Source organism: Archangium sp. (assembly GCF_057119385.1).
Map to the genome: position 1 here is coordinate 55,057 of NZ_DBNGVP010000206.1, position 17,993 is coordinate 73,049.

Annotated in this window: 14 protein-coding genes and 1 pseudogene; 9 read left to right on the plus strand and 6 right to left on the minus strand. The window is 69.3% G+C overall.

Annotation, left to right across the window (positions count from 1 at the left end):
• Nucleotides 1-7: 7 nt before the first annotated feature.
• Nucleotides 8-472 (minus strand): DUF4150 domain-containing protein, encoded by a 465-nt coding sequence (locus AC16DP_RS47255; protein WP_329725465.1) that lies wholly within the window; start codon nucleotides 470-472, stop codon nucleotides 8-10.
• 81 nt (nucleotides 473-553) lie between these two features.
• Nucleotides 554-1,543: a DUF2169 family type VI secretion system accessory protein gene (locus AC16DP_RS47260; protein ID WP_329725466.1), complete on the minus strand. Its 990-nt coding sequence runs from the start codon at nucleotides 1,541-1,543 to the stop codon at nucleotides 554-556.
• Nucleotides 1,544-1,810: 267 nt separating this feature from the next.
• Between AC16DP_RS47260 and AC16DP_RS47265 the strand changes: the two genes are divergently transcribed.
• From AC16DP_RS47265 to AC16DP_RS47285, 5 genes are all read left to right on the plus strand, one after another.
• Nucleotides 1,811-2,221: a hypothetical protein gene (locus AC16DP_RS47265; RefSeq protein WP_329725467.1), complete on the plus strand. Its 411-nt coding sequence runs from the start codon at nucleotides 1,811-1,813 to the stop codon at nucleotides 2,219-2,221.
• A gap of 52 nt (nucleotides 2,222-2,273) precedes the next feature.
• The gene (locus AC16DP_RS47270; RefSeq protein ID WP_329725468.1) at nucleotides 2,274-3,803 is read left to right on the plus strand and encodes an acyl--CoA ligase; all 1,530 of its coding nucleotides are present in this window, start codon (nucleotides 2,274-2,276) and stop codon (nucleotides 3,801-3,803) included.
• A complete protein-coding gene (locus tag AC16DP_RS47275; RefSeq protein WP_329725469.1) occupies nucleotides 3,800-4,798 on the plus strand; it encodes a 2-dehydropantoate 2-reductase in 999 nt (332 codons plus the stop codon). Before AC16DP_RS47270 ends, AC16DP_RS47275 begins: the two co-directional genes overlap by 4 nt.
• A 17-nt stretch (nucleotides 4,799-4,815) precedes the next feature.
• A complete protein-coding gene (locus AC16DP_RS47280; protein WP_329725470.1) occupies nucleotides 4,816-5,268 on the plus strand; it encodes an SMI1/KNR4 family protein in 453 nt (150 codons plus the stop codon).
• A gap of 163 nt (nucleotides 5,269-5,431) precedes the next feature.
• Nucleotides 5,432-6,688, plus strand: coding sequence for an esterase/lipase family protein (locus AC16DP_RS47285; RefSeq protein ID WP_329725471.1), 1,257 nt, complete (start codon nucleotides 5,432-5,434; stop codon nucleotides 6,686-6,688).
• A 14-nt stretch (nucleotides 6,689-6,702) separates the two neighbouring features.
• On the opposite strand, the gene AC16DP_RS47290 is transcribed toward AC16DP_RS47285, so the two are convergent.
• Nucleotides 6,703-7,053, minus strand: coding sequence for a DUF2019 domain-containing protein (locus tag AC16DP_RS47290; RefSeq protein WP_329725472.1), 351 nt, complete (start codon nucleotides 7,051-7,053; stop codon nucleotides 6,703-6,705).
• Nucleotides 7,054-7,077: 24 nt separating this feature from the next.
• The gene (locus AC16DP_RS47295) at nucleotides 7,078-8,754 is read right to left on the minus strand and encodes a CehA/McbA family metallohydrolase (RefSeq protein WP_329725473.1); all 1,677 of its coding nucleotides are present in this window, start codon (nucleotides 8,752-8,754) and stop codon (nucleotides 7,078-7,080) included.
• A gap of 223 nt (nucleotides 8,755-8,977) precedes the next feature.
• Between AC16DP_RS47295 and AC16DP_RS47300 the strand changes: the two genes are divergently transcribed.
• The 4 genes from AC16DP_RS47300 (at nucleotide 8,978) to AC16DP_RS47315 (ending at nucleotide 16,352) form a co-directional block, all read left to right on the plus strand.
• On the plus strand, nucleotides 8,978-10,171 hold the full coding sequence (locus AC16DP_RS47300) for an efflux RND transporter periplasmic adaptor subunit (protein ID WP_329725474.1): 1,194 nt from the start codon (nucleotides 8,978-8,980) through the stop codon (nucleotides 10,169-10,171).
• Between the two features lie 25 nt (nucleotides 10,172-10,196).
• A complete protein-coding gene (locus AC16DP_RS47305; protein WP_329725475.1) occupies nucleotides 10,197-13,361 on the plus strand; it encodes an efflux RND transporter permease subunit in 3,165 nt (1,054 codons plus the stop codon).
• 12 nt (nucleotides 13,362-13,373) lie between these two features.
• Complete coding sequence (locus tag AC16DP_RS47310) at nucleotides 13,374-15,101, plus strand: sensor histidine kinase (RefSeq protein ID WP_329725476.1); 1,728 nt, start codon at nucleotides 13,374-13,376, stop codon at nucleotides 15,099-15,101.
• A gap of 108 nt (nucleotides 15,102-15,209) precedes the next feature.
• A complete protein-coding gene (locus tag AC16DP_RS47315) occupies nucleotides 15,210-16,352 on the plus strand; it encodes an oxygenase MpaB family protein (protein WP_329725477.1) in 1,143 nt (380 codons plus the stop codon).
• A 612-nt stretch (nucleotides 16,353-16,964) separates the two neighbouring features.
• Here the strand turns inward: AC16DP_RS47315 and AC16DP_RS47320 are convergent.
• Entirely contained in the window at nucleotides 16,965-17,528 is a 564-nt protein-coding gene (locus tag AC16DP_RS47320) for a hypothetical protein (protein ID WP_329725478.1), read from the minus strand.
• Nucleotides 17,529-17,742: 214 nt separating this feature from the next.
• A pseudogene (locus AC16DP_RS47325) lies at nucleotides 17,743-17,993 on the minus strand (hypothetical protein); the annotation flags it as partial.

Consider the following 17,993-nt stretch of genomic DNA (forward strand, 5'->3'; position numbering starts at 1 on the left):
GGCGCCGCTACAGCTTCTCCTCGCAGACGAGGCACTCGGGGTCCTCCTCATCACCTTCCGAGGCGACGACGGGCCCCTGGATGAGCGGGAAGGGCGGCGTGTTCTTGTCGTTGTGCAGCATCAGGTCCATGGCGCGTGCCACGTTCTTGCCCTCGAACTTCACGTCGAAGGAGAAGTTGACGAACTCGGCCTTGCCCTTCGTCTTGCTGGAGGCCACACCGCCGCCCGCGGTCCCCGCCTCGTCTCCCGTGCTGGTGCTGAAGTTCGAGTCCTTCACGCACACCGGATTGCCCTTCACCGACACATTCTTCGTACCCTTGGCCGTGTCCGAGGACTGCGCGACGTTGGGGTAGGGGATGGGCACGGGCCCTCCCGGGCTGGGCGTCTTGCACACGTCTGGGAAGGCCGAGGTGACGCCGCCGCTGTCCTTGGTCACCACGGACATCTTGTTGACGCCGACATTGACGGGCATGGCTCTCTCCCTTGCGTGAGGCTTCAGTCTATCGCGCCAGGGCCCATGGCGCGAGCCGGAGCCTCGTGGAGCCCGGGCCGGTCAGCGCGCCTTCGGACGGGACACGCCCTCCGCCGTGATACGGATTCCGCGCACGTCGTGGAGCCCCTCGTCCAGCAGCACGTGTCCTCGCCACAGCAGCAGCACCTGGTGGGTGTCCGTATCGAGGATGACGGTGTCCAGGTGCATGTCGGGCGTCACGTCCTCGGCGCTCGCGCGCTCCACGGTGACGGAGGGGGCTTGTTGCCCGGGGAGCCGGAAGGTGAGTGGGCCCCTTGGCGAGACGTGGGTGAGGATGACGGGCTCGTTTCCTTTCAAGTATCCGGAGGCGACGAGACCCGGGGGCGCGGCGTTGAAGAAGCGTCGATCGAAGTCCTTGGGGAGCAGCGGCTTGCGTGTCTTGTCCCAGGCCTCGTCGTAGGTGCCCGCGTACGCCGCACGCGGCTGCCAGTGGGGCGAGGTGAAGCCGAAACCCGTCGGTGGCACCTTCTGGCCGAACTCCCGCAGCGGATGCTCCGGGTCCTCCAGGTTGGGCAGTCGCAGCCCTTCCTCGAAGTGGCGTGGGCTCACCCGGAAGCCCGTGCCCACGGGGTTGTGCGGCTCGAAGGAGTGCTTCCTCGGGTCCGGATCGCTCCGGTCCCAACCCCCAAAAGCCCGCTCCCAGATGAGGGGCATGCGCTCGAAGGGCAATGGCTTCGTCATGGCCACGCGGCCCATGCTCCGGAACCACGTGCGCTCGCCCACCACCCGGACGCTTTTCTTCAGAGGGCCCACCTGCATCGCCACCAACGTCTCGGCGCTTTCCCTGGGCGCGTACGCGGTGCCGATGAGCACCACGTCCGTGGCCAGCTTGATGAAGGCACACTCGGGTTCGTACTTGTCGCTGGACTCTCCCGGCTTGCCCCAGGGCTCTCCGCTCCACTTCACCGGCGCCTGCTCGGAGGCGAGCGCCAGCTTCGCGTCTCCGATGGAATAGGTGGCCTTCACCAACAGCAGGAGCAGCGGCCGCCCCTCTTCGTCCGCGAGGCCCATGAATTCGAAGACGAACGGTGTTTCATTTTCAATACCGGGGTGTCCCATAGGTGTGCGGGGACCTCACTGTAGCAGTGCCGTCGTCCCAAGAGCAGGCGTGCTGCCAGGGCCCGGCCTGGTACTCCAGTGTCACGCCACGAGCGCCTCACCTCCTTCTTGGCTTCTCGGGCTCCAGGGGCTGGCTGGTGTCGAACCAGACCAATCGCCGTCTGAGGATTCGCCGTCCCGACGGCACGGTCCTCCTCCTCTCACCCCTCGAGTGCGCACGTGGTCGAGCTGATGCTCCAGACGCGCGTCCCGGCACCGCGGCTGTTGGACTGGGTGGACCAGGCCATCCTCCACCTGCATGCCAACATCGGCGGGCAGACCGATGGCCGGCCGGACCCGCTGCTCCCCACGAAGGAGCAGGAGGCGTTCCTCCAACTCCTGTCCGGCTCGTCGGCCAGCGGGAAGATTCCCCGGCTCCGGATCGTGCTCGACGCCATCAAGGACGAGGAATGGGTGGAGAACCTGCGCTGCTGGCACAAGACGCAGTCCGTCCAGGAGGAGGTGGTGGACGTCCCGGCGCCCGCTCCAGGGCCGCGGCTCGAGCCTCGGGAGTCCACCGCCCGCGCTGCCCGCACGGGTGCCTCCGGGCGCTGGCTCGATGACGGAACGGGCGCGTCGACTGTTGCGTGAGGGCATCGGAGGGCATATCCGGGAACCTCCAGCTGGAGCGGAGGTGCGTCGGATGGAGCGCGCGGACACGGTGGTGGATCTCATCGGGCACGGTCGCGAGGGGGACCTCGCCATCGGAGCGCCGGGGCGGCCCGGGTTGACGCAGGGAGGCCTGAGGGAGCTCGCCCGGCACACCGTCACGGTGTTGAACGGCATGGGCCTGGGGCGCGAGGACCGGGTGGCGCTGGTGTTGCCCAACGGGCCGGAGATGGCGGCGGCCTTCGTCACCTTCGCCTGCGGCACCACCACCGCGCCGCTCAACCCGTCCTACCGGGCGGAGGAGTTCGACTTCTATCTCACCGACTTGAAGGCCCGGGCGCTCGTCCTGCTCGAGGGCATGGAGAGCCCGGCCCGCGCCGTGGCCGCCGCGCGAGGCATTCCCATCATCGAGCTGGTCCCCGACGCGAACGGGCCCGCGGGCCGCTTCACCTTGAAGCCGGAGCGGCCGCTCTCCGGCACTCCGGCGCGGGCGGGGTTCGCCAAGGCGGAGGATGTGGCGCTCGTGCTCCACACCTCGGGGACGACGGCACGGCCGAAGATCGTCCCCCTGAGCCACGCCAACGTCACGGCCTCCGCGGACCACATCGGCCAGACGCTGGAGCTGGGGCGCGAGGATGTCTGCCTCAACATCATGCCGCTGTTCCACATCCACGGCCTCATCGCGGCGGTGCTGGCGAGCCTGGCGGCGGGCGGCGGGGTGGTGTGCACGCCGGGCTTCAACGCGCTCAAGTTCTTCGGCTGGTTCGAGGAGGTGCGGCCGAGCTGGTACACGGCGGTGCCCACCATGCACCAGGCGATCCTCGGCCGAGCGAGCCGCAACACCGGGAGCATCCAGGCCGGGCGGTTGCGCCTCATCCGCTCGTCCTCCGCGTCGCTGCCGCCGCAGGTGATGGAGGAACTGGAGCGGGTGTTCGGCGTGCCGGTCATCGAGAGCTACGGCATGACGGAGGCCTCGCACCAGATGGCGTCGAATCCGCTGCCGCCGCGGCCGCGCCACGCGGGCTCGGTGGGCATCGCCGCGGGGCCCGAGGTCGCCATCATGGACGAGGCCGGAACCCTGCTGCCGCCGGGGGCACTCGGGGAGGTGGTCATCCGGGGGCGCAACGTCACGGCCGGTTACGAGAACAACCCCGAGGCCAACGCGAAGGCCTTCACGCGGGGCTGGTTCCGCACGGGAGACCAGGGGGTGCTCGACGAGGCGGGTTACCTGCGGCTCACCGGGCGGCTCAAGGAGATCATCAACCGGGGAGGCGAGAAGATCAGCCCGCTCGAGGTGGACACGGTGTTGATGGACCACCCGGCGGTGCAGCAGGTGGTGACGTTCGGCATGCCGCACCCGAAGCTGGGCGAGGAGGTGGCCGCCGCCGTGGTGCTGCGCGAGGGGGCGAGCGTGGGTGAGCGGGAGCTCCAGGACTTCGCCTCCGCGCGGCTGGCCGACTTCAAGGTGCCGAGGAAGATCGTCTTCCTCCCGGAGATTCCCAAGGGAGCGACGGGCAAGCTGCAGCGCATTGGCCTCGCCAAGCGATTGGGGCTCACGCCGTGAAGATCGCCATCTTCGGAGCGGGAGCGATGGGTGGGTTCATTGGCGTCCGGCTGGTGCAGGCGGGCGCGGACGTCACCTTCATCGCGCGGGGGACGCACCTGGCGGCGATGCGGGAGAAGGGCGTCACCCTGCGCAGCGGTGGCGAGAGTGTCACCGTCCGGCCGTTGTGCACCGATGACCCGGCGGAAGCGGGACCCCAGGACTACGTGCTCATCACGCTGAAGGCGCACTCGCTGCCGTCGGCGGCGGCACAGATGGTTCCGCTGCTGGGGCCCCAGACGGCGATCGTCACGGGCATCAACGGCGTGCCGTACTGGTACTTCCACGGACTCGAGGGGCCCTATCGGGACAGGCCGGTGGAGAGCGTGGACCCTGGGGGAAAGCTCTGGGAGACGCTGCACCCCTCGCGGGCGATTGGCGCGGTGCTCTATCCAGCGGCCGAGGTGGTGGAGCCTGGCGTCATCGAGCACACGTATGGGGACCGCGTCACGCTGGGCGAGCCCGATGGAAGCAAGAGTGCCCGAGTCGAGGCGCTGTCGAAGCTGTTGATTCGAGCGGGCCTGAAGGCGCCGGTGCGGCCGCGCATCCGTGACGAGCTGTGGGTGAAGCTCTGGGGCAACCTGGCCTTCAATCCGCTCTCGGCGCTGACGGGCGCGACGTTGGACACGCTGGCGACCCGGGGAGACCTGCGGACGGTGGCGCGCACCATGATGGTCGAGGCCCAGGCGGTCGCCGAGGCGCTCGGGGTGCGGTTTCCCATCGACGTGGACAAGAGAATTCAGGGAGCGGCGGAGGTGGGGGCACACAAGACGTCGATGCTGCAGGACCTGGAGCGAGGCCGGCCGATGGAGATCGACGCGCTGCTGGGGGCGGTGGTGGAGCTCGGCCAGCTCGTGGGGAAGCCGATGCCCGCGTGTGAGCTGGTGCTGACGCTGGTGCGCGAGCGCGCGCGGCAGGCGGGGTGCTATCCAGCCGCGGTGGAGCATGTCCGCTGAGTCAGCGCGGAACTTCCATGACCTTCAACGAACTTTCAGAGTTGCTGGAGAGCAACCTCACGAAGAGTTTTGGCCAGGGTGTGAGTGACGCGGAGATCGACACCGCCAGTGCTGAGCTGCAAGTAGAGCTGACCGGTGGTTACAGGCTCTTCTTGAAACGCTTCGGGTGGGGAGGCGTGGGATCCATCGAACTTTTCGGGCTTGGTGTGGATGTTCCGCCGTACTTGAGCCTGACGGAGATGACCAGGAGTGAGCGGGAGGAAATGAGTCCCGCGCTCCCCACGCATCTCATCCCTCTGATGAATGACGGGGGAGGCAATCTCTACTGCCTTGATTCCCGGGGAGCAGGAGAGCCTCCCGTGGTGTTCTGGGACCATACGGCCGGAGAACAGCAGGAGCCCGCTCGGGTGGCCTCTGACTTCACGACATGGCTGGCCGAGCGGGTCGAGCGGGAGATGGACGTGACGTGAGTGCGCGAGCGCGCGCGGCAGGCGGGGTGCTATCCAGCCGCGAGCCCGTAGGGCCGTGGACCAGGCCCAGGCTCGTTGCCGCCTCACCGCTCACGCCCTGCATGCGCATGATGAGGAGAGAGCGGGCACGCCGGGTTCTCATGTGCCCCTCGGAGTATCGGCCATGCAGGACCACATCGTGCTCGTCCCCGGCTTCGGCGGCTTCCAGGCGCTCGGTTCGTTGCGCTACTACCACGGGGTAACCCAGGCGCTCGGCTTCACTCCCCTGGTCTTGCACTACTTCCCCAACATCCCCACGGCGAGCGTTCAGTCGCGGGCCCGGCTGCTGCGGCGATGGCTCGGCGAGCTGCAGGAGCGGGGGGTGATCAGCCGCCAGGATGACATCCACCTCGTGGGCCACTCGACGGGTGGACTCGACATCCGGCAACTCCTCATCGACTACCGGCAAGATGAAGACGCGCACGGGGCCAGCGAGGACATGCTCGGGCAGATCCGTACCGTGCAATTCATCTCCACGCCCCAGCGCGGGACGAACCTGTCACACCGCTTCCGAGGCTTCCGGATTCCCTCGCCCGTTGCCCGGGTGTTGCCGCGCATGCTCTTCGAGACAACCCGCTCCCTTCGGTGCGTGGGCGCGAGTTTCCTGGGCCGGCGTCTCCAGCGCCTGTTCCCTCCCAGCAAGGGCTTGCCCGATTGGTTCGATGCCGTCATCCAGACGATGGTGGGCTTCGACTCCTCGAAGGATCCACTCGAGCGCGCGCTCGCACGGGGCTCGTACTTCGAGACGCTCCGCTGGCTGCTCGACATCGCCACCGATATCGCCGCCGTCTCCGACCTGGACCCCGTGTGGACCCGGGGCTCGCCCGTGAGCCCGGCACATCGGACGGCCACGAACGAGGAACAGGACTTCTTCAGCAGGAAGGACATCCACTGCGGTTCCATCGTGACCGTCGCCAGGCGCCCGGGGGCGAATGCTCGGGGGTTGTACAAGTTCGTGTACGGGCTGAACGCGCGCCGTCCCTGCCCGGAAATGGGTCGGGCCCAGTCCATCTCGTGGTTGCTGGAGCCGGAGAAGGAAGCGCGAAGACTGGTGCCCTCGGACAATGACGGCATCGTCAACAGCATCTCCATGGTGTGGCCGGATGCGAAATCCAGTTTCCTGGTGGAGGCGGACCACGCGGATGTCATCGGCCACTTCCGCTACGCCGAGCCGCCCCCGGGCGTGGCTCCGCGCTACTACCAGTACGATCTGCTGAGCTCGGGCTCGGACTTCGGTCCGAAGGAGTTCGAGGCCCTGTGGCGGAAGATCGCCGCCTTCACGAAGCACCGCACGTACCACACGGGCCGCCCTCCTCCGTCCGAGCAAGACATCCGCGAGCCCGGCGTGTCATGGGGCGAAGGCATGAGTTCCGTCACATGACGAGCAGACGGCACCTAATCAATGTCCAGGCTCCAGGTGCCCTCTTCCCAGTACTTCAGCGTCTGAGCGGCCAGGAAGGGGATCATGCCTGTTCCCTTGGCCGCCTCCTCCAGAACGGGCATGGCTTGCGCTGGCCGCTCGCTGAGCAGGTAGGTCGCTGCCTTGACGCGGACATCCATGCGTGGGTGAGTGAGTAGAGTTGCGAGTGCATCTCGTCCAGCATCGCCCTGGGCGCGGAGCTTCTTGAATGCGGCGATGTAGTGCCTGCTGTACTTCCTCCCGCCCGTACGGTCGCCGCGCCAGAGCGCATCCGTGTGCTCGGCCACGTTCCGGGCGAAGTCCTCCACGATGCTCTCCAGATCCATCACCAGACTCCATTTCTGACGTTCTCAATCGCCAGAAGGCCAAAAGCGCGATGCGAGCAGCACGGCCAAGGCAAGCGCGCCGAGCCGAGAACACCAGATGGGATGTGTGCGCTCACGTCGTTCATGGCGGTATTGACAGGAGCTGTGCAACGGCTGATGCGTTGGATCCGCTTGGCGTCTTCTTCTCCCGCGCGCCACCACGGCCAGCGCCAGCACACTCTCGCTCCAGCCCGGTGCCGAGCCACAACCACAGGCCTCCGGCTCCATCACCTGGGGCACCGGTCCTGGAATCCCACGCATGTCCGCGGTTCGCGCCACCCACAGGTGGCTCGTCACGGTGCGCGGATGGCCGTTGATCCACACCTCCACGCGGAACCGGTCCTCGCCGTGCTCGGGCGCGGTGACGTCCTGCTCCACCACGAAGTCCTCCGACGTCACCTCCACCAGTGGCAGGCGCACGCCGTTGTGCACGAAGCGCACCTGATGGCCCCTGGCGCCGGTGACGCGGGCCCTCAACCGGGCGCTTGGCGCGAGCACGGTGTCCCCGGTGGGCGCCACGCTGCTCGTCAGGTCCACCATGGGGTCCTCCGGCCCCTGGAGCTTCACCACCGTCCGGCCGTGGCGGATGCCCTCCAGCAGTGCCTCCACGCTCAGCTCCCGCGCGTACACCAGCGTGGTGGGGTTGCCGATGGCGCTCTGGGTGAAGTCCAGGTCCACCCCGGCGCGATGGTCATCACTGCCCCCGAGCGCCGCGGTGTGGTGTCCCTGTGACAGGAGCCAATCCCAGTAGCCGAGCGCGCCCTCGGAGAAGAAGCGCCCCAGCTTCTCCCAGCCGCCGTTGGCCACCTCGAGGGCGTCCACGCCGCCCGGGGGCACGGTGAGCTGCCACGCGCAGCCGATGCACAGGTCTCCCACGTCGTAGACGGGGTGGTTGATGGAGAAGAGCGCGCCCTGGCGGTGGAAGGCGTCGATGGCCTCCCGCAGGGAAATGCCCTCGTTCACGCGCGGCGGCACGTAGCCGGTGGCGCCGATGGCGTTCGCGTGGCCCGCGTAGGTGGTGTACTCGATGCCCGGCACCAGCAGCAGCTCGGGGTGCCGTGCCTGGGCCTCCACGAGGAAGTCGAGCGTGGAGGTGGTGTTGTGCTCGGTGAGCACGGCGAAGTCGAGCCCCTGGTCCCGCGCGTAGCGGGCAATGTCATCCAGAGGGGCCCGCGCATCACCGCTCTCGCGCGAGTGGACGTGGAAGTCGCCCGCGTACCACCGGGGTTGCGCGGAGAGCGCGCCAGCGGGGCGGTAGGGTTGGCGCTCGGGCTGGGGCGCGAGCGTGGCGGCCGTGCGCAGGTGCACCTCGATGCGGTAGCGCGCGGGCGTCTTGCGAATCTTCGCCTTGCCCACCGTCACCTTCCACGTCCCCGGGCGCAACGGCCCGGCGAGGTACGAGCGCGACGCGGCCCGCTCGCCCACGATGGCGGGCTCCTCGTTGCCGCCGCCGTAGCCGCGGAATCCCTCCGGATCCTCCAGCCCCCAGTCGAGGATGTTCTCGCTGGCGAGGTCGTCATGGCGGACCTCCAGCTCCACGGTGCCCGGAGGCACTTCGAAGGGGACGTCGAAGAAGCCGCCCTGGGCGGGCACCTCTCCCTCCAGCACCAGCGGGCCAGCGGCGAGAGCGGATGTACAAGCGAGGAGGCAGGCGAGGAGCACGGGGCGCGCAGCCTAGCCCATCCCACCGTGCGGCCGTCCGGGCGCCGCCCCGGGCAATCCTGGACCGCTGGACGTTGCGCGCATCACCGGGCGGACCGGTGACCCCAGGCAGGCAGGCGGTGGAGCGCGGCTGGAAGCGCCCACCCGGGTGCGACACAGGATGCAGCCGGGCCAGCGTGTGCACATCTCTACGCGGCGTGTCAGGAGGTGGATAGGCGTGAGCATGAGCACGGGACGCCGGGGCGCGGCGTGGGCGGTCCTCGTCTTGCTGGGCCTGGGGATGCTCTCGGGCTGCAACCGCGGGCGCTCGCAGGAGCAGCAGCCCCAGGAAAAGGTACCGGTGGTGCTCGGGCCGGACGACGTGGTGCGGGTGGAGCCTCGGGAGCTGGAGAGCGGGCCCGTCCTGTCCGGCACGCTCCAGGCCCGGCGCGCCGCCACCATGCGCGCCGAGGTCCAGGGCGCCGTCCTGGAGATGCTCGTCGAGCAGGGCCAGAAGGTGAAGAAGGGCCAGCTGCTCGCGCGCATCGAGGACACCTCGTCGCAGGACCAGTTGCTCGCCGCGCGCACCGCGGTGCGGGTGGCGCGCAATGGCCTCCGGGTGGCCCGGGCCGAGGAGGAGCGCAACCGCAAGCTGGCCAACGCGGGCGTCATCACCCGCAGGGACCTGGAGCGGGCGGAGCTCGCGCGCCACCAGGCCCAGGCGCAGCTCTCCGAGGCCGAGGCCCGGCTCGCGCTCGCGCGTCAGCAGGTGGGCCGCACCCGCATCCGCGCTCCCTTCGCCGGCGTGGTGAGCGAGCGCCTCGCCAGCGCGGGTGACATCGTCCAGCCGGGCGCGGCGCTCTACACCGTCATCGATCCCACGAGCCTGCGGCTGGAGGCCTCCGTTCCGGCCGCGCAGCTCAGCGTGCTCGAGCCCGGTGTCGAGGTGGACTTCAACGTGGCCGGCCATGGGGACCGCTCCTTCGAGGGCCGCATCGAGCGGATCAACCCCGCGGTGGATCCGGGCACGGGCCAGGTGCGCATCTACGTCACCCTGCCCAACACCGGGCAGGCGCTGCTCACGGGGCTCTCCGCCGAGGGCCGGGTGGCGGCGCTGCGGCGCGAGGTGCCCGCGGTGCCCGTGTCGGCGGTGGACATGCGCGCCGACCCGCCCACGGTGCTGCGCGTGAAGGACGGCCGCGTGGAGCGCGCACAGGTGACGCTCGGCATGACGGACGAGCTGGAGCGGCTGGTGGAGCTGCGCTCCGGCGTGCGGCCCGGAGATGTGCTGCTGCGGGCCTCGTCGGGGGACATCGCCGAGGGCACTCCCGTGGAGCTGCGGCTGCCCGAGCGGCCCCGGGAATCCGGGCCGGGCGTGGGCGGTGCTGGCTCGACTCCGCCGGACCGGTCCCCGCCCCAACAGCCCCTGCCCCGCTGAGCCTCGCTGAAGGGAGAGCCTTTCCGTGTTCATCTCCAACTTCGCCATCAAGAAGCCCATCGTCACCATCACCGCCATGCTGGCGCTGGTGGTGTTCGGCCTGGTGGCGCTGGTGTCGCTGCGGACGGATGAGTTCCCGGACGTCCAGCAGCCCATCATCAACGTCACCATCGTCTACCCGGGCGCCTCCCCGGACGTGGTCGAGCGCGGGCTGGTGGAGCCCATCGAGGACGCCCTCTTCAGCATCAGCGGGGTGGATGCCGCGAAGTCCACCTCCAGCGCCATCGACGGCCTCGCCCAGTTCACCGTCTTCTTCAACTACGAGAAGGACCTGCAGCAGGCCTCGCAGGACGTGCGCGACGCCATCTCCAGCAAGCGCAATGACCTGCCGCTGGAGATGGAGGAGCCCGTCCTCACGCGGTTCGACCCGTCGGACATGCCCATCGTCTCGCTGGCCATCACCTCGGACAAGATGCCGGCCACGGCGCTCACCCGGCTGGTGGACCCGGGCATCGTGGGCGAGCTGCGCTCCATTCCCGGCGTGGCCCAGGCCACGGTGGTGGGAGGCATCGAGCGGGAGATGTCCGTCTTCGTGCGGCCCCAGTCCCTGCAGGCCGCGGGGCTGAGCATCTCGCAGGTGGTGCAGGCGCTGCAGGCGCAGAACCTCGCCGCGCCGGTGGGCCGGTTGGACGGGCCGCTGGAGGAGACGACCATCCGCCTCAAGGGCCGGCTGGAGACGCCCGAGGACTTCGCGCGCGTCGTCATCGCCGAGCGTGGAGGCCAGCCCATCCGGCTCGGCCAGGTGGCCAACGTGGTGGATGGCACCGAGGACCCGCGCACCCTGGCCCTCTTCAACGACCGGGAGGCGGTGGGCATCGACATCCTCAAGGCCAAGGGCTACAGCACCACCCAGGTGGCCGATGCCGTGCGCGAGCGCATCCAGGCCCTCCAGTCCTCGCTGCCCCAGGGCGTGAAGATGGAGATTGTCCGCGACTCGGGCGTGCAGGTGGACAACGCGGTGGCGAACGTGCAGTCCGCGCTCGTGGAGGGCGCGCTGCTCACCGTGCTGGTGGTGTTCCTCTTCCTCAACTCCTGGCGCTCCACCGTCATCACCGGCCTGGCGCTGCCGGTGAGCGTGCTGGCGTCCTTCATCAGCGTGTGGGCGTTCGGCTTCACGCTCAACACCATGTCGCTGCTCGGCCTCACGCTGGCCATCGGCATCCTCATCGACGACGCCATCGTGGTGCGCGAGAACATCGTCCGCCACATCGAGATGGGGAAGGACCACTACACCGCCTCGCGCGAGGGCACGAGCGAGATTGGCCTCGCGGTGGCGGCCACGACGTTCTCCATCGTGGCGGTGTTCGTCCCGGTGGCCTTCATGTACGGGGTGGCGGGGCAGTGGTTCAAACCCTTCGCCCTCACCATCGCGTGCTCGGTGCTGGTGTCGCTCTTCGTGAGCTTCTCGTTGGACCCGATGCTCTCCGCGTACTGGCCGGATCCAGCGGTGGAGAAGGGGGCGCACAAGGGGCCCATCTCCCGGGTGCTCGCGCGCTTCAACCATTGGTTCGACAGGCAGGCGGACCGCTACAAGGGCGTCATCGCCTGGGCGTTGGATCACCGGCTGGCCATGGTGCTGCTGGCGGTGTTCGCGCTGGTGGGCGCGGTGGTGCTGCAGGGCGTGTTCGGCGGCGCGGGCTTCGTCCCGGTGAGCGACCGGGCCGAGGTGGAGATGCTGGTGGAGACGCCCGCGGGCTCCAGCCTCGAGTACACGAAGCGCAAGGTGGAGGAGGTGACGCGCATCGCTCGCGGCCATGGCGAGGTGCGCTACACCTTCACCACCATCGGCACGCCGCTGCCGCTGCGCTCGCCGGGCGTGGACCAGGCGCTGGTGTACGTGAAGCTGACGCCCAAGCACGAGCGCCAGGTGAGCCAGGAGCAGATTGGCGTCACGCTGCGCCAGGAGATGTCGCGCGTGGCCGGGGCGGACGTCTCCGTCTTCACCAGTGGCTTCGGCGGGGCCTTCAAGTCCATCCAGTTGGAGCTGCGTGGGCCGGACGCGCGGGAGCTGACGCGGCTGGCCGAGCAGTTGCGCCGCGAGGTGGAGCAGGTGCCGGGCGCGGTGGACGTGGGCCTGTCCACGCGCGGGCAGAAGCCGGAGGTGGAGGTGGAGGTGGACCGGGCCGTGGCGGGCCGGTTGAACGTGACGGTGGCCCAGGTGGCGCAGTCGATGCGCGCGGCCTTCGCGGGCGTGGACTCGGGGGACTGGGTGGACCCGTCGGGCGAGACGCGGGACGTGATGGTGCGCGTGGTGCCCGAGGCCCGCGTGCGTCCGGGAGACCTGGGGCAGCTTCCCCTGGTGGCGGCCGCGACGCCGGGCGGGACTCCGGCCCTGGTGCCCCTGGGCCAGGTGGCCCGCATCCGCGAGACGGTGGGGCCCGCTCAAATCAACCACCTCAACCGCGAGAAGGTCATCAACATCCAGGCCAACGTGCAGGGACGCTCGTTGTCGGAGGTGATGACGGACATCCGGGCGCGGTTGGATGCGGTGCGGCTGCCGCCCGGCTACGTCCTGGGCGAGGGCGGCGAGGCGAGAGATCAGGCCGAGGTGTTCGGCCGCGTCTTCCTCGCGCTCGGGGTGGCGGTGCTGTTGATGTACCTCATCCTGGTCATCCAGTTCGGCTCGTTCCTGGATCCGCTGGCCATCCTCATCTCGCTGCCGCTGTCCCTCATCGGCGTGGTGCTGGCGCTGCGGGTGACGGGGGACACGCTCAACATCATGAGCCTCATCGGCGTCATCCTGCTGATGGGGATCGTCGCCAAGAACGCCATCCTGCTCATCGACTTCGCCAGGTGGGCGCACACGCGAGGGCTGCCCATGCGGGAAGCGCTCATCGAGGCGGGACGCATCCGCCTGCGGCCCATCATGATGACGACGCTGGCCATCATCGCGGGCATGGTGCCGGTGGCGCTGGGCGCGGGCGAGGGCGGCGACTTCCGCGCGCCGCTGGGACGGGCCGTCATCGGCGGCGTCATCACCTCCACCTTGTTGACACTTCTGGTGATTCCCACGGTGTACGAGATTCTCCACGACGCCCGCACGTGGATGTTGGGTAGGCTCAAGCGAGACAAGGGACACGGAGGCCGAGCGCCGGTGCACGGCCCGCCCCGGACGCGCCCGGAATCTTGAGGAAGGACGGAGTTGGCCCAGGTCACGGTCCATACGCGGTTGTGCCGGAGCCTGCGGCGGCTCGCCGTCATCCAGGGCAGCCTCGTCCTCGCGGTGGGCCTGGTGGTCTTCGTGGCCTGGCTCGCCGGCCTCGAGTCCCTCAAGGGGCTGCGGCCGGGCCTGCCCACGATGAAGGCCAACACGGCCCTGGGCTTCATCCTCTCGGGCGCCTCGCTGGTGCTGGTGGGCATTCCCAGCGAGCGCGCCCTGGTGCGGCGGGGCGCGCAGGTAGGCGCGGGGCTCGTCGTCCTCCTCAGCGGCCTGACGTTCGCCCAGTATGTCTTCGACGTGGACCTCGGGATCGATCACCTCTTCGTGGAGGACCCCCGGCGGGGCGTGGAGCTCGGCTATCCGGGGCGCATGGCTCCCAACACGGCCGTCTGCTTCATGCTGCTCGGGGTGTCGCTCCTGTTCATCGAGGTGAAGACGCGGCTCGTCGGCTGGCCCGCTCAGCACCTGGCCTCGCTCGCGGCGGTCATCACGCTGGTGGGCTTCGTGGGCTACCTCTACGGGCAGGAGGAGTTCCCCGGTCTCAGCCGCTACACGCAGATGGCGGTGCACACCACGCTCTGCTTCCTGCTGCTCTGCTCGGGGGTCTTCCTCGCCCGTCCGGATCACGGCTTCATGAGCGTGGTCACCCACTCGGGCCTGGGGGGCGTGCTCTCGCGCTGGTTGCTGCTCCCGGCGTTCGTGCTGCCCGTCGTCCTGGGAGGGCTGGCGCTCATGGGGTACCGGGCCGGCGCCTACGCGCTGCCCTTCGCGCTGGCGCTCATCGCCGTGGGCAACGTCATCGCCTTCGCCGCGCTGGTGTGGGGTGCCGCCTTCGCGCTGGACCGGGTGGAGGCCCGGCGCCAGCGCGTCGAGGAGGAGCGGGTGCGGCTCGAGGCCCGGGAGCAGGCCGCGCGCGCCGAGGCCGCCGCCCAGCAGCGCGAGCGCTCGCGGGCCGAGGCCGCCGAGCGCGAAGCCCGGCGCGCCGTCCGCACCCGCGAGGACGTGCTGGCCGTGGTGAGCCATGACCTGAAGAACCCCCTGGGCTCCATCGCGCTGAGCACCCAGTTGATGCGGCGGCTGCTCCCCCCGGGCGAGGAGGGCGAGCGGCTGCGCAAGCACACCCACACCATCGAGCGCTCGGTGGAGCGGATGGACCGGCTCATCAAGGATCTGCTCGACATGGCCAGCCTCCAGGCGGGCCAGGTCAAGCTGGACCTGGGGCGCTACGCGGTGGACGACCTGGTGCGCGACGGGCTGGTGCTGCTCGAGCCGCTGGCCATCGAGAAGCGGGTGGAGCTGCGCACGCGCCTGCCCCGGGAGCGCTGCTGGGTGCGGTGCGATCGCGACCGCTTCTTCCAGGTGCTCTCCAACCTGGTGGGCAACGCGCTGAAGTTCACCCCCGAGGGGGGCCGGGTGACGGTGGAGGTGGTGCCCGGAGAGGACTTCGTGCGCTTCTGCGTGCGGGACACCGGCCCGGGCATCCCCGCCGAGGCGCTGCCCCACCTCTTCGAGCCCTTCTGGCAGGTAGAAGGAACGGGAAAGAAGGGCACGGGGCTGGGGCTCACCATCAGCCGGGGGCTCGTCCTGGCCCATGGGGGCACGCTGGAGGTGGAGAGCGAGCAGGGGCAGGGCAGCACCTTCTCCTTCACCCTTCCCCGGTCTCGCGCGCGGGTGGAGCGGCCTCCGGCCCCCGAGCCCCCCGTGCACTGAGCAGGCGGGCAAGCATCCTTTATCGAACAGTCCGTGGGGCTGTGCCAGACTGCGCGCCGCACTTCGCGCGGATGCGGAGGGCGAAGCCATATCGCGGGGGTACTGCTCATGACGGACGTGCACTGGACGAACGAGTTCCTGGATTCCATGCGCGAGGTGTGTGACCCGCCGGCGGACGAGGCGGTGCAGAGCCTCTTCGCGCAGGGGATGGTGGGTTCCGCCAACGAGCTGATGAAGCAGCTGGTGGCGCACGAGACGGTGACGGCGGAGCAGCTGCCGGTGCCGCTGCGGGGCTACTTCGAGCAGAGCGTGAGGCTGCCCTCGTGGGCGGACAAGGACCTCATCCGCGAGGGGCAGGCGGTGTTCAGCCGGTGTGGCTCGCTGTCGGTGGTGGCGCTGGTGTGCGCGTCGCTGCCCACGTGCTACGCGGGGGCCGAGGGCGTGCAGGTGCTGCACATGACGGCGCGGCTGCAGACGGACACCAAGCGGCGCATCATCGAGACGGCGCAGATGGTGGTGGACGTGATGTCGCCGGGAGGCCTGGAGCCGGACGGCTGGGGCCTGCGGGACGCGCAGAAGGTGCGGCTGATGCACGCGGCGGTGCGCCACCTCATCCGTCAGAAGGGCCAGTGGAATCCGGAGTGGGGCCAGCCCATCAACCAGGAGGACATGGCGGGCACGCTGGTGACGTTCTCGGTGGTGACGATCCGCGCGCTGACGAAGCTGGGCTACACGCTGGAGCCGCGCGAGGAGCAGGCCTACTACCACGCGTGGCGGGTGGTGGGGTACGTGATGGGCGTGGACGAGCGCCTGTTGCCGGAGACGTACGAGGACGGGGCGCGGCTGGCGGACGCCATCTTCGCGCGCGTGTTCCGCTCCTGCGAGCAGGGCAAGGTGATGACGAAGGCGCTCATCGAGCAGGTGGAGCACATCATCCCCGGCAACATCTTCGATGGGCTGTGCAGCACGCTCATCCGCCATCTGATTGGCGACGAGACGGCGGATTTGATCGACGTGCCGGCGGCGGACTGGACGCGAGCGCTGATCAAGCCGCTGCAGCTGCTGGGCTGGGTGATGGACGAGGGCGACGAGGCGAACGTGGTGAACGCGAAGCTCAGCGAGCTGTTCGGGCGCAAGCTGCTGGAGGGAATCGTATGGGTGAGCCGCGGCCACGAGCGCCCGCCCTTCCGCATCCCCGAGACGCTGCGCGAGTCGTGGAACGTGCGCAGCCGCGAGCAGCAGCTGGCCTGAGGCCGCGTCCGGGCTGGACGACGGAACGGCAGGGGGGCCACCGCTCTTCTGGAGCAGGTGGACCCTCCGGGCCACGAGCTCGAGTTGAGCCGGGCTCAGCCGGCGCAGGGCCCGGAGCAGCCTGCGGAGCTGGGGGGACTCGTGGTGCTCTGGCTCGGCCCAGCGTGGCGCTCGGGATTTATCGAGACCGAGGACATGGTCTGAAGAGACCTTCAAGACCAGGCAGAGCTTCAGGAGGCTGGGAATACCAGGGAGTACCTGGCCTCGCTCGAAACGGCCATGGACCTCTGTCACGACCCCCAGCCTGTCAGCGACGTCGGCCTGCGTGAGCCTGGCACGGCGCCGGGCCTGCCGGGCTTTCTCTCCAAGGGTGGTCCGAAGTCTCTGGACGTCCAAACCGTCAGTCGTTGCCATGTGAAGCCTTCAGACATTGGACGAGTGCCTGGCTGGAGGCGTGTGGGCCGGAGAGACACCGTGCGAGCAGGAGTGTCTCCGAGGGGGTGTCTTGCTCTGGAATCGGACGATGGAGGATATGACGCACCTCGTAGGCAATGTCTTGCACGCGGAGGGTGGTGCCGGGGTTGAGCCTGGTGGGCATGGGAGGAAAACCCCTCACTTCCGGGACTCGGGGATTTCCACCACGCGCTGCGCGGCTCCGTCCTGGCCGCGCCGGTACCAGACGCCTACCTCATAAGGCCCTGCCCGCAGGGCACCGTCCCTTGGCTCGACGGGCCCCACGCACTGCTGCGCCCTGCCGGTCAGGGCCGCCGCGAGAAAGCCATCCGGCCGCAACACGAAGAGCGTCTGGAAGCGCTGGAGGTGTTGGTTGAGGACTTCCCGGCGCACGGGCTTCTGCGTCAGTTCCACCTCGTGCAGCACGGTGTCCGCCACCAGCCGCGGGGCGTAGTGCTCCATGCTCGCGGGGAGGGACAGCATCAGGCGCAGGCGCTTCACCTCATCCAGGGTGAGCGTGTCCCTTGTAGGCAGTGCGGTGGTGGGCACGCCGGCCTCCAGGAGCAGTGCTCCCCAATCATCCAGCTCCGCCACGGCGGTGCGAGTCGGTTGGAGTGCCTCGATTTTCGGGGCATTCGCGCAGGCGGCCGGGACGCTGCCCACCAGGAGCAGCGAGAAGGGGACGGCGCGTGAAGGCTTTCTCCTGGATGAAGTGCTCTGCATGTCATTTCTCCTGGGTTTCCCGGTCGTGCGGGGGGCTCGGAAATGCGAGCGCAACCCTACGTCAGCGGGAGGTCCGGATGGAATGACTCCAGGGGTCAGGAGTGAGGCGGCGTTCGTGTCAAGCGGGCTTACATTCTGGCCCGCGCTCCGCGCAAACCGCGCCACTCCGAGGCGCAAGTCCTACGGGCGCATGCTGTGCTGTTTCAGCTCCCCTTCAGCCCCGGTGCCGCTCGGCCACGCGGTAGAGCCAGGTGAGGGAGCAGTCCAGCAGCGACTGTCGCGACCGCATGTAGTGGCGGGCCCGGACGAAGGGAAGCCAGACGCGGTTGCCTACGAGCACCTGGGCCTCCTCGAGCTTCTGGCGCGGAATCCACTTGCCGCCGAGGTTGCGCACCAGCACCTCCCCCAGGTACGCGCCAATGGCGGGGACCGCGTGCTCGTCAATGGCTTCGCGCAGGCGGCTCG

Coding starts and splice junctions, on each gene's coding strand:
- AC16DP_RS47255 (WP_329725465.1), bottom strand. CDS start 472: ATGCCCGTCAATGTCGGCGTCAACAAGATGTCCGTGGTGACCAAGGAC.
- AC16DP_RS47260 (WP_329725466.1), bottom strand. CDS start 1,543: ATGGGCCTCGCGGACGAAGAGGGGCGGCCGCTGCTCCTGCTGTTGGTG.
- AC16DP_RS47270 (WP_329725468.1), top strand. CDS start 2,274: ATGGAGCGCGCGGACACGGTGGTGGATCTCATCGGGCACGGTCGCGAG.
- AC16DP_RS47280 (WP_329725470.1), top strand. CDS start 4,816: ATGACCTTCAACGAACTTTCAGAGTTGCTGGAGAGCAACCTCACGAAG.
- AC16DP_RS47285 (WP_329725471.1), top strand. CDS start 5,432: ATGCAGGACCACATCGTGCTCGTCCCCGGCTTCGGCGGCTTCCAGGCG.
- AC16DP_RS47290 (WP_329725472.1), bottom strand. CDS start 7,053: ATGGATCTGGAGAGCATCGTGGAGGACTTCGCCCGGAACGTGGCCGAG.
- AC16DP_RS47300 (WP_329725474.1), top strand. CDS start 8,978: ATGAGCACGGGACGCCGGGGCGCGGCGTGGGCGGTCCTCGTCTTGCTG.
- AC16DP_RS47315 (WP_329725477.1), top strand. CDS start 15,210: ATGACGGACGTGCACTGGACGAACGAGTTCCTGGATTCCATGCGCGAG.
- AC16DP_RS47320 (WP_329725478.1), bottom strand. CDS start 17,528: ATGCAGAGCACTTCATCCAGGAGAAAGCCTTCACGCGCCGTCCCCTTC.